This is a genomic window from Trinickia sp. Z7 (assembly GCF_056498045.1).
Genome location: NZ_JAUEQW010000006.1, coordinates 289,707 through 304,419 on the forward strand (window position 1 = coordinate 289,707; position 14,713 = coordinate 304,419).

14 protein-coding genes are annotated in these 14,713 nt (G+C 62.8%); 4 read left to right on the forward strand and 10 right to left on the reverse strand.

What is annotated here, in order from left to right; all coding sequences use genetic code 11:
• Nucleotides 1-170 precede the first annotated feature (170 nt).
• The 4 genes from hemP to QQS38_RS13725 all read right to left on the reverse strand — a co-directional run bounded on the left by hemP (nt 171) and on the right by QQS38_RS13725 (nt 2,597).
• Nucleotides 171-539: a hemin uptake protein HemP gene (gene hemP / locus QQS38_RS13710; RefSeq protein ID WP_479645977.1), complete on the reverse strand. Its 369-nt coding sequence runs from the start codon at nt 537-539 to the stop codon at nt 171-173.
• Between the two features lie 101 nt (nt 540-640).
• A complete protein-coding gene (locus tag QQS38_RS13715) occupies nt 641-1,123 on the reverse strand; it encodes an SRPBCC family protein (protein ID WP_479645913.1) in 483 nt (160 codons plus the stop codon).
• A 41-nt stretch (nt 1,124-1,164) separates the two neighbouring features.
• Entirely contained in the window at nt 1,165-1,590 is a 426-nt protein-coding gene (locus QQS38_RS13720; protein ID WP_479645914.1) for an OsmC family protein, read from the reverse strand.
• 134 nt (nt 1,591-1,724) lie between these two features.
• Complete coding sequence (locus QQS38_RS13725; RefSeq protein WP_479645915.1) at nt 1,725-2,597, reverse strand: pirin family protein; 873 nt, start codon at nt 2,595-2,597, stop codon at nt 1,725-1,727.
• A 125-nt stretch (nt 2,598-2,722) separates the two neighbouring features.
• Here QQS38_RS13725 and QQS38_RS13730 point away from each other — a divergent pair, with 125 nt between their 5' ends.
• A complete protein-coding gene (locus QQS38_RS13730) occupies nt 2,723-3,727 on the forward strand; it encodes a LysR family transcriptional regulator (protein WP_479645916.1) in 1,005 nt (334 codons plus the stop codon).
• A gap of 467 nt (nt 3,728-4,194) precedes the next feature.
• On the opposite strand, the gene QQS38_RS13735 is transcribed toward QQS38_RS13730, so the two are convergent.
• The 6 genes from QQS38_RS13735 to QQS38_RS13760 all read right to left on the reverse strand — a co-directional run bounded on the left by QQS38_RS13735 (nt 4,195) and on the right by QQS38_RS13760 (nt 9,816).
• Nucleotides 4,195-4,932 carry an energy transducer TonB gene (locus QQS38_RS13735; protein WP_479645978.1) on the reverse strand — a complete coding sequence of 246 codons (738 nt, stop codon included), beginning with the start codon at nt 4,930-4,932 and terminating at the stop codon, nt 4,195-4,197.
• A gap of 286 nt (nt 4,933-5,218) precedes the next feature.
• The gene (locus tag QQS38_RS13740) at nt 5,219-5,461 is read right to left on the reverse strand and encodes a (2Fe-2S)-binding protein (RefSeq protein WP_479645917.1); all 243 of its coding nucleotides are present in this window, start codon (nt 5,459-5,461) and stop codon (nt 5,219-5,221) included.
• Between the two features lie 200 nt (nt 5,462-5,661).
• Nucleotides 5,662-6,540 carry a glutamate racemase gene (murI, locus tag QQS38_RS13745; RefSeq protein ID WP_479645918.1) on the reverse strand — a complete coding sequence of 293 codons (879 nt, stop codon included), beginning with the start codon at nt 6,538-6,540 and terminating at the stop codon, nt 5,662-5,664.
• A 33-nt stretch (nt 6,541-6,573) separates the two neighbouring features.
• Nucleotides 6,574-7,056 (reverse strand): bacterioferritin, encoded by a 483-nt coding sequence (gene bfr / locus QQS38_RS13750; RefSeq protein WP_479645919.1) that lies wholly within the window; start codon nt 7,054-7,056, stop codon nt 6,574-6,576.
• A gap of 174 nt (nt 7,057-7,230) precedes the next feature.
• On the reverse strand, nt 7,231-8,766 hold the full coding sequence (locus QQS38_RS13755; protein ID WP_479645920.1) for a fumarate hydratase: 1,536 nt from the start codon (nt 8,764-8,766) through the stop codon (nt 7,231-7,233).
• A gap of 147 nt (nt 8,767-8,913) precedes the next feature.
• Complete coding sequence (locus tag QQS38_RS13760; protein WP_479645979.1) at nt 8,914-9,816, reverse strand: DMT family transporter; 903 nt, start codon at nt 9,814-9,816, stop codon at nt 8,914-8,916.
• A 389-nt stretch (nt 9,817-10,205) separates the two neighbouring features.
• On the opposite strand from QQS38_RS13760, the gene acs reads away from it, so the two are divergent.
• From acs to QQS38_RS13775, 3 genes are all read left to right on the forward strand, one after another.
• Nucleotides 10,206-12,188: an acetate--CoA ligase gene (gene acs, locus QQS38_RS13765; protein WP_479645921.1), complete on the forward strand. Its 1,983-nt coding sequence runs from the start codon at nt 10,206-10,208 to the stop codon at nt 12,186-12,188.
• A gap of 195 nt (nt 12,189-12,383) precedes the next feature.
• Nucleotides 12,384-12,698, forward strand: a complete 315-nt coding sequence (locus tag QQS38_RS13770) for a DUF4212 domain-containing protein (RefSeq protein ID WP_479645922.1) — start codon at nt 12,384-12,386, stop codon at nt 12,696-12,698.
• Nucleotides 12,695-14,713: a sodium:solute symporter family protein gene (locus QQS38_RS13775; protein WP_479645923.1), complete on the forward strand. Its 2,019-nt coding sequence runs from the start codon at nt 12,695-12,697 to the stop codon at nt 14,711-14,713. Before QQS38_RS13770 ends, QQS38_RS13775 begins: the two co-directional genes overlap by 4 nt.

The window sequence follows — 14,713 nt, forward strand, 5'->3', positions numbered from 1 at the left end:
TCGCGTTCGTCTGCAACGAGCGCGAAGAAATCGCCCTCTAAAAAAAACGGCATGGCTGGCTGCAACGTAGCTGAAAACTGCGCACGAAGGGGTCTAGACTCGCGTGCTTGCCGTTGCGCTGGCTACTGCCTAACACCTCTCGAAGAGGTGGTCCCCACAATACCCGGTACTTACTTCGTCAGAATGAGCTTGCCAAGACGCGTCTGGCGCAACTGATACCGTTCGCCGTTGTGAGCGATGAAGACGAGAGGTTGGCCTTGCAATAGGTGATCGCTCGAAAGCGTGCGTTCCGTTTTCTCCGCGCTCCGCGGGGAGTGATATTCCGCTTCGCGGTGCATTTCGCGGTGCTTTTCGGAATGAGTGCCGGTTTGAGCACCGGTTCGCGGCGTGACGAGCGCTGCAGGCCACCGGCTTGCCGAGCGCGGACGCGCTGAACTGCTGGTGGACGCTTTCAACGTTAACACAGGCTGCCGAGTGGGTTCGCTCATGCTCTTAGCGTGTTGGGAGATTCGATGAGAAGAATTATAAATGAGAATCATTATCGATTGCAAAAAACAAATTCATTGAGATAGGGTATCGATAGGGCGCGCCCATCGCGCCCGATGGCCGTCTCTCCGAGCGATCCGCGCTGCGTGCCGTGTCAGTGAAGCGCGTCGGGTCGCTGCGGGGCGCGGGAGTATTCGCGAATGAGGCGCACGGTGTCGATATCGGCTTCACGGTAGGCCGATTTCACGATCTCGCTGGTTTGCCGGGCGTCTTCCGTATCGGGTGTGGGCAGCGTCGTTTCGTATTCGAACCGCAGAAACAGTTGCAGCGCGTCCGGCTGCTCGATTGTCATCGTGAGCGACCCTCCGACATAAGCTTCCGTCGCGAGAATGTCGTAGCGCACGCTCTCACGCGGCTTAAGTGTCACGCGATCGCGCACTGTCGCATGGCCGTAGTGCAATTCGCGCTCGAGCGTATCGCCCGTGCGCGACAGGATCGTGCAACTGTCGAGTCCCAGGACGAAGAGCTGGGGTTGCTCGGCGCGCAGCACGAGACCTTCCCACAGCTGCTCGCGCGTCAGCGTTTCCGCAAGCGGGTTGAGCGGATCGTTGATTTGGACGAGGTGTTCAAAATTCAAGTGATATTCCTTCTGCTGTTCGCATACGGCGTACGGGTTGCTTACGCGTCGTCTGGCATAGCAGGCAACGTGGTGGCGAGCCCCGTGTTGATCTCGATCGGGCGCGTCAAGATCCTATGAACGGGACACGCGTTCGCGATTTGCAGCAGACGCTCTCGTTGCTCATCGGTGAGTTCGCCGTGCAAGACGATTTTGCGATCGATCGTCGAGCCCAAATCGCCGGTTCTTATCGATAACGACACGTGTACGTCCGCGAGCGGCCAGCCTTTGCGCTGCGCATACATTTTCAACGTGATGGACGTGCAGGCGCCCAAACCGGAGAGCAAGAGCGATACCGGGGTGGGTGCGCGGTCGCCGCCGCCCAGCGCGGTGGGCTCGTCGGCGTGCCACAAATGATGGGCGCCGTCGTCGAAGTCGACTTGATAGTTAACCGCACCGATGGTTGCCGTGACAACGCGCTCGCTCATGCCCATCCTCCTGGAAAGTGCGCCGTCCGGGCGGTCTGCTTGCATGCTCGTGTGGCGCGAGCGGCTATTGTGACGCAATTCGCGGACATTCGCGCCGCGGTGCGGTCCGCACCGCGGTGCCGGCCGTTGCCGCTTCAATGAGCGATCTGGCCCATCCGTCCGGCTTGATAGTCGACGATGGCTTGTCGGATTTCGTCTTCCGTGTTCATGACGAAGGGGCCATGCCGCACGACCGGCTCGTTCAACGGCACCCCGCCGATCAGCAGAACGTCGAGTCGATCCGCACCCGCGGCTAGCGTAACGGCATCGCCGTCATCGCCGAACACCACCATCCGCTGCGCGCCGATTTCGCGCTGTTCGTCGCCGTAGCGTCCCGTACCGTTCAGCGCGTACGCGAAGACGCGATAAGCGCGCGGCACCGGTTGCGTAATCGATGCGCCCGCCTCGAGCGTGAAATGTTGGTACAGGATGGGCGTGCGCGTTTCGATCACCGCTTTGACGCCGAGCGCTTCGCCTGCGATGACCCGGACGCTGATTTTACCGTCGCTGCTTGTCGCCGTCGGGATACGCTGCGACGGAATTTCCTGATAGCGCGGCTCGATCATCTTGTCTTTTCGCGGCAAGTTCACCCATAACTGCAATCCGTGCACGCGGCCTCCGCCCCGAGCGAACGCGGGGTCCGGCATTTCGCTATGCACGACGCCGGCGCCGGCCGTCATCCACTGCACGTCGCCGGGACGAAGCACACCGCGATGGCCGGCGGAATCTCGATGCGCGAAACTACCTTCGAGCAGGTACGTGACGGTTTCGAAGCCACGATGCGGATGGTCGGGCGCGCCCTTCGCTTGGCCTGGCGCATAGTCGACGGGACCCATTTCGTCGAGCAGCAGGAACGGATCGAAGTCCGATAACATGCGGGTCGGGAACGGCCGATGAACGACGAAACCGCCTCCCTCGACCGTGCGAACAGCCGCGATGGTGTGGCGAACCGTGCGGGATATGGCCATGAACGATGATCCTCGGTGAAACGCGTGGGCGTTGGTTCAGCAGGTGAGGTCTATTATATGAACCGGTGCGCGCGCGTTTTAGCCGTAGCCGCAGCAATGGATTGTCCTACCGTTGGAACGATGACATGCAACTCGATTCGCAAAATCTCAATGATTTGATGTACTTCGCGCAAGTCGTCGAGCACGGTGGGTTTTCGGCTGCCGAGCGCGTGCTGGGCATTTCCAAATCTCGCCTCTCCCGGCGCGTGGCCGAACTCGAAACGTCGATCGGCGTGCGCTTGCTCCAGCGCTCTACACGCAAGCTTTCGCTGACGGAGGCAGGCGAGCGCTTCTTTCGGCATTGCCAAGTCATGCTTGCCGAAGCGCAAGCGGCGATGAATGCCGTGCAAGAGCTGCGCTCGGCGCCGCGAGGCACCGTGCGCGTGAGCGTGCCGGTCACGGTATCGCAGACGATCCTCTCGAATATCCTCCCCGAATTTCTGCTGCGCTATCCCGAGGTGCGCGTCTCGATCCGTGTGACCAATCGCGTCATCGATCTTTACGAGGATTCGATCGACGTGGCGCTGCGTGTGCGTTCGGATCCGCCGGACAATGCAAACATCGTCGTGCGGCCGTTGTGGCGGACGCAGCAACTGCTGGTCGGTGCGCCGAGTCTCCTGAGCCAACACGCGCCGCCCGTTTCCCCGGCCGATTTGGGGCGTTTCGAGACGCTCGACACGCCCAGTGCGGATGGCCGTCACGTTTTTACCCTCATCGCGCCCGACGGGCATCGGCATGTTCACGAGCACGAGCCCCGTCTCGTCACGGCCGATTTGTCGACGATACGAGAAGCAGTGCTCGACGGCATCGGCATCGCTGCGCTGCCGGAGATGATGTACGGTGCGGCGTTGCGCGCGGGCCAGTTGTCCCCCGTCATGCCAGGGTGGATGCTGCCGACGCCGCAGCTTTTTGCCGTGTTCGTATCGCGGCAAGGCATGGTGCCGGCGGTGCGCGCATTCGTCGACTATCTCGTCGAAAAGCTCGACGAAAATACTCACAAAATGGCCGAATGTCCGACTCGCGAGCAGTTCAAGGCAGCGCAATTGGCGAGTATGGCCGTGCCGGCGACGGTGGCCGAGCCCGCACGGTGATGAGGCGAGCGCCTGAGCGCATCGTTTTTGCCATTTAAGCTGCGCTTGGCGATCAGTAGTTTCAATGGCGCCCGTCTTGTAGCGTGGAGCGCACCGATCTATAGTGAAGTGCCTTCGCGTTGGGGTGTCCAATGCGAAACCAGACGGCTGCTTTTATAGCGAGCCTGATAGGGCTGAAAGCGTGGTTCGTACAGGGTACGGCGATCGCATGCGGTGCTCGAGCCAGTCCGATGGCCAACGAGTCCGCCGCCCGAAGGCGCTGCGTGCGCGCAAAAAAAGGCCCTCATCGCCCGATGAGGGCCTTTTACTTCATATCCCCTGCATCTTCGCCGCCGATGCGCAGTGGCCGGTGGCCCGCGCGATCGCGCTCGAACACATGTTCGGCAGTCGGAAAACACGGCTCGTGCCGCCCCTGCATAGGAGCGAGGCGATGGCGCAAGTGCCGGTGCGATGGCCCCAGCCGCCGGTCAATCGTCGTCGAGCCCGAACGTGAAGGCTTGTTCGTACGAGACGCGTATTGGGGCGCCGTTTTCATCGTAAGGGCGGCACGCACTTTCCCTCAGGGCTTGCATGGCTGCGTCGTCGAGGCGTGAAAAGCCGCTGCTCTCGACCAGCTTGATATTGCCGATTGCGCCGGTCGTATCGATGACGAACCGCACGGTCGCGGTGCCGGTTTCCTCGCGCCGCTTGGACAATTCGGGGTACGACGGTTTGACGATGCGGCAGTCCGCGCGCTCGACGCGCTTCGGTGCAGCCAACGCGATCGTCTCGCGTGCAGCGGACGCTGCTGCCGTGGCGGCGTTCGCGGGCGCCGCTTCCGGCTGGTGGGCGGCGTTGTTCGCGGCACTTGCTGGGCCTGCGGTCGCAGTGGCCTGCGCGGCCTGCCTGACGGGTTGATCCGGCGTCGCGGCCGGTGCTTGTGCGGTAGGGTACGGCGCGGCATTGGCCGCAGGTCGAACTACGGTAGCGGGCGGCTCCGGCGCATGCCGTGGCCCGCCGTGTTGCGCTGGGCGGCTGTTCGTTCGAGGCTGCCGTGTTCGGGCGGATTGCTCGGAAATGGGCGGCGCGAGCGTGCGGTCCGCATTGGGCGCGGGCGTGAGCGTGAGCAACTGCGCCATCATGGCCGTGGACTGCAATTGCCGGGGAGCCGGTGCGTTGGTGTGGCCCGCGAGGATGGCGAGCAGCACCGCGTGGGCGAGAGCCACAAAAACGAAAGCGGGGACGATGCGCGAAGGGAACATGCCGAAAATGCGACCGGCACAAAGCCGAGCAGCAAGAGGGAAGCTTGCATCTTATCGCGAACGTGGTGCGAGGCTGCATCCGCAATTGGCCGGATGCGAACTAGGGGCGGCAGATCAACCAAGAGATGCACACCGTCGCAACGAAACCGATAAGCAATTCCATCTCGAACTCCTTGAGCGAAACGGGCGGCTGCTGGCGGTAGCGAACTGGCGTGCCGATGAGGAAGCGGAAAAGGTGTGTGCCGCGTACTTAGGCAGCTTTGCGCTCGTAAAACGTTACGTGAGCGGGTTGAGCCGGGGCCTGCCGCTCGACGCCGCATTGGCTTTCGCAAATGCCGCACTGAGCCATCACTTCGCGCACCGACTGCTCGCATTTGCCGCAGCACGTCGCCACACCCAGCTCGAATTGCAATTCTTCGAATGTGCCGGCGCCGTCCGCGATAGCTGCGCGGATCTTGCGGTCGGATACGGACTTGCACACACAGACGATCATGGCTTGATTACAGCAAAACGTTAATGCGAACTATTATCATTACGTTTTCTGTGCTTGGCAAGCGCAGCGTCCGATTTTTTGTATCAACGGAGCAACACCCCTGATAGGCGTGCGACCCTAATTTACAACCGGAGAAAGCCGACGCGAACGTTGAACGTCGAAGTGGCCGGCGACGCCTGCTCGGCAGGAACGCGCAGCGCTCAGGCCGCCTCGGGGTTGCCGTGGACGACTGGGTGCGTATCAATCGTCACGCGTTCCACCAGTGCATCCAGCCCGAGCAGCGTCGATGCGAGCCTGTGCAAGTGCGCTCCGTCGCCGGTCGAACACAGTCGCGATGGCGGCGCAAGCACGCCAGCCGGCGCGCGCAAAGCGTTCGCATCGAGCACGCGCTCGAGTTGCTTCGCGATGGCCACGCTGGTATCGACGAGGGCCAGCCGCGACCCGGCGATCTCACGTATCGCGGTATCGAGAAACGGGTAGTGCGTGCAGCCCAGCACGAGCGTATCCGCCCCGGCCGTCAGCATCGGCTCGATATAGCTTGCAAGCAAAGCCCGCACTGCGGGCGTGTCGGTTTCGCACCGTTCGACGGCTTCCACGAGCCCGTGCCCCGGCTGGCAAATGAACCGACAATCGGACGCGTAACGCTCGATCAACGAGCGGAAGCGCTCGCTGCGCAACGTGACCTGCGTTGCCAGAACGCCCGCGATGCGCGACGCCGATTGACTGGCCGCTGGCTTGATGCCGGGCTCGACGCCGATGATCGGGATCGATAGTTGCGCGCGTGCGAGCGCGATCGACTCGGCCGTTGCCGTATTGCAGGCGACGACGAGCGCCTTGGCCCCTTGCGAGGCGAGCCATTTGCCGATGGCAAGCGTGCGCGCGGTAATGAACTCGTTATCGCGCGAGCCGTAGGGCGCATGCTGCGAATCGGCGACATAGAGCAGCGCTTCATGCGGCAGTTGAGCCCGGACGGCGCGTAGCACCGACAACCCGCCGAGCCCCGAATCGAAAATGCCGATCGGCGCTTGGTTGCCCGGCGACGCGGGCGCGGGGGAGGGGGATTCGTGCTGAACGATCATGGCGGGCGGCTCAGGCGTGCGTCATCGACTCGATCAGGACTCGGAGGACGAGCCCATCGCCGATTGCTGGTAGTTCTGGATGCCGATCTTGTCGATCAAATCGAGTTGCGTCTCCAGCCAATCGATGTGCTCTTCGGTATCGTCGAGGATCGTCGAGAAAATGCCTCGAGAGACGAAGTCCCGAACCGATTCGCAATAAGCGATCGCTTCCTTGCACGTTGCCTGAGAGCCTTGCTCGAGCTTCAAATCGCACTCGAGAATTTCTTTGGTTTCTTCGCCGATCAGCAGCTTGTGCAAGTCTTGCAGATTGGGCAGGCCGTCGAGCATGAAAATGCGTTCGATCAGCATGTCGGCATGCTTCATTTCGCCGATCGACTCGTCGTACTCGTGTTTGCCGAGCTTTTCGAGCCCCCAATGCTTGTACATGCGCGCATGAAGGAAGTACTGGTTGATCGCCGTCAGTTCGTTCTTCAGTTGCGCGTTCAGGTATTCGATGACTTTGATATCGCCTTGCATGTCGGTTCCTTCGTGTGGGCCGTGTCTGTCGAACGCCAACGATAAACGCTCAACCCGCAAAAGCCAAGGTTTGATGCTCCGCACTGGCCGGACGGATAAGTGTGCCATCGGAAAAGCCGAGAATTCACCCGGCTTTCCTCGTCAAGCAAAGCGCTCTCTTTAGAGATAGACCGCTTACGCCGTGACGACCGGGAGCTTGCCGATCTTGGCTTGCCACTCCTTCGGACCCGTTTGGTGCACCGAAGTGCCGGTCGAATCGACGGCGACCGTCACCGGCATATCGGCGACGTCGAACTCGTAGATGGCTTCCATGCCGAGGTCTTCGAACGCGAGCACCTTCGCTCCGCGAATCGCCTTCGACACGAGGTATGCCGCGCCGCCCACTGCCATCAGGTAGGCCGCCTTGTGCTTCTTGATCGCGTCGATGGCGACGGGGCCGCGCTCGGCCTTGCCGACCATCGAGATGAGCCCCGTTTGCGCGAGCATCATTTCGGTGAACTTGTCCATGCGCGTGGCCGTGGTCGGGCCGGCCGGCCCCACCACTTCATCGCGGACCGGGTCGACCGGGCCGACGTAATAGATCACGCGATTCGTGAAGTCGACCGGCAGCTTCTCACCCTTGGCCAGCATGTCGGCGATGCGCTTGTGCGCCGCGTCGCGCCCCGTCAGCATCTTGCCCGACAGCAGCAGCGTTTGCCCCGGCTTCCAACTCGCGACTTCCTCCGGCGTGAGCGTGTTCAGATCGACGCGCTTGCTCGTCTCCGTGTTCGGTTGCCAATGCACCTTCGGCCAAGCGTCGAGCGGCGGCGCTTCGAGATGGGCCGCTCCCGTGCCGTCGAGCGTGAAGTGCGCATGGCGCGTCGCCGCGCAGTTCGGGATGATGGCGATCGGTTTGGACGCCGCGTGCGTGGGCGCGGCCATGATCTTCACGTCGAGCACCGTTGCCAAACCGCCGAGGCCCTGTGCGCCGATGCCGAGCGCGTTCACTTTCTCGTGCAACTCGACGCGCAGCTCTTCGATCCAATCGCGGGGGCCGCGCGCGATGATGTCCTGGATGTCGATGGGATCCATCAGCGATTCCTTGGCCATCAGCATCGCCTTCTCGGCCGTGCCGCCGATGCCGATGCCGAGCATGCCGGGCGGGCACCAGCCCGCGCCCATCGTCGGCACGGTCTTCAAGACCCAATCGACGATCGAATCGGACGGGTTCAGCATCGCGAACTTCGACTTGTTTTCCGAGCCGCCGCCCTTGGCTGCGACCTGCACGTCGACTTTGTCGCCGGGCACGATCTCGTAATGGATGACGGCCGGCGTATTGTCCTTCGTGTTCTTGCGGGCGCCTTCGGGCGGATTGACGATCGAGGCGCGCAACACGTTGTCGGGATTCAGATAGCCGCGGCGCACGCCTTCGTTGACCATGTCGGTCACGCTCATCGTGGCCGCGCCGGTCTCGCTGCCCCAACGCACGTCCATGCCGATCTTCAAAAAGACCGTGACGATGCCGGTGTCCTGGCAGATCGGCCGGTGGCCTTCGGCGCACATGCGGCTGTTCGTCAGGATCTGCGCGATCGCGTCTTTCGCGGCAGGGCTCTGTTCGAGCTCATACGCACGGCCGAGCGCCTGGATGTAGTCGAGCGGATGGTAGTAGCTGATGTACTGCAGCGCGTCGGCGACGCTCTGGATGAGGTCTTCCTGTTTGATGACTGTCATGGCTGGGTGCTGTGGGGACGGAGCGGCAAGTCGAAACAATCGCACTTTTAACGAGCCCGGAAGGGCTTCGAAAGCGCGCAAAAAAACGCGTTATTGTACCGCGCTGCGCAAGCGGCCGTCCCACCCGCGCCGCTCGGCGGCCTGCTTTCAGGGTGCGACGGGCGGCGAACGCTGGAGGTTGACGCTCGCGATCGCGATGCCGGTGACGACGCACGCCAGCGCGATGCCGTGGGCGAGCGTCGGACGCTCGTGCAGGAACACGATGCCGTAGGCCGCCGCGGCAATCGGCAGGACGGCGCTGAAGACGCCCGCGAGCGAGCCATGCACGTGGCGAATGCCTTTCATCCACAGCCAAAAGGAAAAGATGCTGGCGGAAAGTCCATACCAGAGCGTCAGCGCCCAGATGCCGGAGGGCACGGCGCCATAGTCGAAGCCGGCTAGCGCTTTGACGCCGAGCGGCAGCATCAGCAAAAACCCGAATAAATGTGTGTAGGCGCAAATATCGATGGCGGCGAGCGTTTGGGTGAGTCGCCGCGACAAAATGACATAGAGCGATTCGCAGCAGACGGCGCCCAGCACCATGAGGTTGCCGATGAGCGATCCGGTATGGGAAACCGCACCATTCGACGCTTGCGTTTGAGATAGATTGACGGCGACGATGCCGACCATTGCGAGCGTGATCGACGCAACTGCGCGCAGGTTGGGCCGTTCGCCTAGGAACACCCATGCGAACAGCGCGACGACGGCGGGGATGGTGCTCGTGATGACGCCGGCGGCGACGGCGCTCGTTCGCGCCACGCCGCTCAGCATGAGCAGCGTAAACCCGAATGTACCGAACAGCGCTTGTAGAAACAAATTGAGCCATTCGCCGCGCGCGACCCGCCGCATCTTCGACGGCCGCAGCAGCGGCCAGAGCACGGCGAGCGCTATGACGAAGCGCAGCAACGCGAACACGAGCACGGGGACGAAAGCGACGATCGACTTGCCGATGCCGACGTTGCTGCCGACGAGCAGCATCGCGGCGATGAGGAACCAGGCGTATCGATTCAAGCTGTAACCCAAGGGGAAAGTTCGACTAGCATTGTAGGAGTATGCGTGCGGCAGCGTAAACCCGCAGGGAGCCCGCGGAGCGAGGCCCCGCAACGCGCTTGGCGTTTCACCGAACCGTCCGAACGGTCTATGGCGCGCATTGTAAGTAGCCGGTAAGTTGTTGCCTTTACTGTGCGGTGACTACTATCGGAGCGGGACGCGGCGCCACGTATCGGTTCGGCGGTCAGCGGCGCTGATGGCGCCGGTCTTTGCCGAATACTGCACCACCGCGGCCGCCTTCGCTGCGAAGCGGCATTCATGCTTTCTCGCGCGGCCTTGCGGCATGCGTTCGCTGCCGAAAACGGCTGGCGCCGGATTCAGGTTTCATCTTGTCCATAAGGGAGTTGTCGATGTCTGCGATTGAATCTGTTCTTCACGAAAGTCGGGTGTTCGCGCCGTCCGCGGAAGTGGTGGCCGGGGCGACGATTTCGGGAATGGACGCATACCGGGCGCTGATGGCCGAGGCCGAGCGGGATTACGACGGCTTTTGGGCGAAGCTCGCGCGCGAGACGCTCACGTGGCGCAAGCCGTTTACCAAAGTGCTAGACGAAACGAATGCGCCGTTTTACACATGGTTCGAGGACGGCGAACTGAACGCGTCGCACAACTGCCTGGATCGCCATGTCCAAGCGGGCAACGGCGATCGCACGGCGATCGTCTTCGAGGCCGACGACGGCGCCGTCACGCGCGTCACGTACCAAGACTTGTTGCAGCGCGTCTGCCGCTTCGCCAATGTGCTCAAGCGGCGCGGCGTCAAGAAGGGCGATCGCGTCGTCATCTATATGCCGATGTCCATCGAGGGCGTCGTTGCGATGCAGGCTTGCGCGCGTATCGGCGCACCGCATTCGGTCGTGTTCGGCGGGTTTTCGTCCAAGTCGCTCAACGAGCGGCTCGTGGACGTCGGCGCGGTTGCGCTCGTCACGGCGGACGAGCAGATGCGCGGCGGCAAGGCTTTACCTCTCAAAGCGATCGCCGACGAAGCGCTTGCGATGGGCGGATGCGAAGCCGTCAAGAGCGTGATCGTCTATCGCCGCACCGGCGGCAAGATCGAGTGGAATGCATCGCGCGATATCTGGATGCACGAGGCGGCCGCACAGGAAGCCGATACCTGCGAACCCGAATGGGTCGGTGCGGAGCATCCCTTGTTCGTGCTCTATACGTCCGGCTCGACGGGCAAACCCAAGGGCGTGCAGCACAGCACGGGCGGCTACCTGCTGTGGGCCGCGCAGACCATCAAGTGGACGTTCGACTGGAAGCCGTCGGACGTGTTCTGGTGCACGGCCGATATCGGCTGGGTCACGGGCCACACCTACATTACCTATGGGCCGCTTGCGCTGGGTGCGACCCAGGTCGTGTTCGAAGGCGTGCCGACATACCCCGACGGCGGCCGCTTCTGGAACATGATCGAGAAGCACAAGGTCAGCATCTTCTATACGGCGCCCACGGCCATTCGTTCGCTGATCAAAATCGCCGAGGCCGACGCCAAGGTGCATCCGAAGAGCTACGACTTGTCGAGCTTGCGCATTCTCGGAACCGTCGGCGAGCCGATCAACCCCGAAGCGTGGATCTGGTATCAGGAGCAAGTGGGCGGTGGGCGCTGTCCCGTGATCGACACCTGGTGGCAGACCGAAACGGGCGGGCACATGATCGCGCCGATGCCCGGGGCGACGCCGCTCGTGCCGGGCTCCTGCACCTTGCCGCTGCCGGGCATCATGGCCGCGATCGTCGATGAGACGGGGCAGGACGTGCCGAACGGGCAGGGCGGCATTCTGGTCGTGAAGCGGCCGTGGCCGGCCATGCTGCGCACCGTCTGGGGCGATCCGGAACGCTACAAGAAGAGCTATTTCCCGGCCGAGTTGGGGGGCAAGCTGTACCTGGCCGGCGATGGCTCCGTGCGTGACAAGGAAACGGGCTACTTCACGATCATGGGCCGCATCGACGACGTGCTCAACGTCTCGGGCCACCGCCTCGGGACGATGGAGATCGAGTCGGCGCTGGTGTCCAACCCGATCGTCGCCGAAGCGGCCGTGGTGGGCCGCCCCGACGATACGACGGGGGAAGCCGTCGTCGCATTCGTCGTGCTCAAGCGGCCGCGTCCGGAAGGCGAGGAGGCGGTGAAGCTCGCCAACGAGTTGCGCGCTTGGGTGGGCAAGGAGATCGGGCCGATCGCGAAGCCCAAGGACGTGCGCTTCGGCGACAACCTGCCGAAGACGCGCTCCGGCAAGATCATGCGGCGCCTGCTGCGCTCGCTCGCCAAGGGCGAAGAGATCACGCAAGACGTCTCGACGCTGGAGAATCCCGCGATTCTCGATCAGCTCGCGCAGGTGCGTTGACGGGCGGCGCCGCGCATGCCGTGGCAGGGCGTGCGGCTCTCGTTTTAGGCCACTTGCGGCGCGGCGATAAGGCGCGGCACGGACAATCCCGATTGCCCGTGCCGCGCCTTTTTGATACATAGGCGCATGGCCGCGCCACGCTCTTTCGATCCCATTGCACGAACCTCGCTCGAACCGCCTCCGGTATCGCGCGCGATGGCCGCTGCCCATCGGCGTTACTGGCGCTTCAACGTGATGCTGATCAGCGTGCTGATGTTGATCGGCTTTGCCGTCTCATTCGTCGTCCCGGTCTTTGCGAGGACGTTGTCGAGCGTGCGTGTGGCCGGGTTTCGGTTGCCGTTCTACCTTGGCGCTCAGGGCGCGATTCTCATTTATTTGCTGCTAATCGTCATTTACATCGCGGCGATGACGCGCGCTGACCAGCGCTTGCGGCGGGCCGCCGCTGCCGATGCCGCGAGCGACGCCATGGAAAACGCCGCTAGCGACGCCGCTAGGGACGCCGCGCGATGAAGCTCGTGAACCGGCTGGTGCGCGCGTATGCGCTCTATACGTTCGGCTTCCTGCTGTTCATCTATGTGATGTGGCATGTCGAGCGTGTGGCCGGGCCGGGTGTTTGGGTCGGCTATGTCTTTCTATTCGTGCCGATCGCCGTGTACGCCGTGATCGGCTTGCTGTCGCGCACGTCCGATCTGGTCGAATACTACGTAGCGGGGCGGCGCGTGCCCGCCGCCTTCAACGGCATGGCGACGGCGGCGGACTGGCTTTCCGCCGCTTCCTTCATCGGCTTGGCCGGCTCGATCTACGCGACAGGCTACGACGGGCTCGCCTATCTGATGGGATGGACGGGCGGCTACTGCCTCGTTGCGTTCTTGCTTGCGCCTTACGTACGCAAGCTCGCGCGCTATACGATCCCCGACTTTTTGGGCACCCGCTATTCGAGCAACGTCGTGCGAGGTATCGCCGCGATGGCGGCCATTCTGTGTTCGTTCGTTTATCTCGTCGCGCAGATTCAAGGTGTGGGGCTTATCGCGACGCGCTTCATCGGCGTGGACTTCGCGATCGGCATTGCATGCGGGCTGGCCGGCATCCTCGTTTGTTCGTTTCTAGGCGGCATGCGGGCGGTGACATGGACGCAGGTGGCGCAGTACATCATTCTCATCAGCGCGTTCTTGATACCGGTGTCGATGATCGCGCATAAAGATGGCCTCGGATGGGTGCCGCAACTGACCTATGGCCGGCTCATGCAGCGCATGGAGAAGCTCGACCGCGCGGTGCGCGACGCGCCTGAAGAGCGCAGCGTGCGCGCGGCGTATCGGGACCGAGCCGCTCGCATCGACGCGCAAATCGCGGCGTTGCCGGGTTCGTATCTCGACGAGAAAGCGCACCTCATGCGCGAACTCGACACCTTGCGTCGCCGCAATGGGCCGCTCAGGGAGATTCACCAGCGCGAGGCGGCGCTCGAAGCCTTTCCTCGCGATGCGCACGCCGCGCGCATCGTTTGGACGCAGGCGCGCGACGATCTGCTCGCGCGCGCGACCGATCCGGTGCCGATGCATGAGCCGTTTCCCGCGGCTAACGACGATGAGCGGCGCACCCACGAACGCAATTTTTTGTCGCTGTTGCTGTGCTTGTCGCTCGGCACGGCGAGCTTGCCGCACATTCTGACGCGCTATCACACGACGACGTCCGTCGGCTCGGCGCGGCGTTCGGTTGCGTGGACGTTGTTTTTCATTGCGTTGTTCTATTTGAGCGCGCCGGTGCTGGCGGTGCTCATCAAGTACGAGGTGTTGACGCATCTCGTGGGCAGGCCGATGTCCGACTGGCCTGCTTGGGTGACGCAGTGGCATCGCGCGGAGCCGGCGCTGCTGAGCATTGGCGACGGGGGCGGCGAGGGCGTGATCCGCTGGTCGGCGATTCGAATGCAACCCGATATGGTGGTGCTGGCGGCGCCGGAAATCGCGGGGTTGCCGTATGTCATATCCGGATTGGTTGCGGCGGGGGCGCTGGCCGCGGCGTTATCGACAGCCGATGGTTTGTTGCTGACGATCGCCAATGCGTTATCGCACGATGTCTACTACCACATGGTCGATCCCTCGGCGTCTAGTCAGCGGCGCGTGACGATTTCGAAGATATTGCTGCTGGGCGTGGCGTTGTTGGCTTCGTATGTGGCGTCGCTCAATACGGGGAACATCTTGTTTTTGGTGGGGGCCGCATTTTCTCTTGCGGCGTCGAGTTTCTTCCCCGTGCTCGTGCTCGGCGTGTTTTGGAAGCGCACGACCCAGCGCGGCGCGGTGGCCGGCATGCTCGCGGGCTTGGGCGTATGCGTGTATTACATCGTCTCGACGTATCCGTATTTCAGGCAACTGACGGGGTTCGCGGGGCAGCGATGGTTCGGCATCGATCCGATCAGTTCCGGCGTATTCGGTGTTCCGGCTGGGTTCGTGGCGACGATTGCGGTGAGCTTGTTCGATCGCGCGCCCGATGCTTATACGAAGGCGCTTGTCGATTACATTCGGCATCCGTAA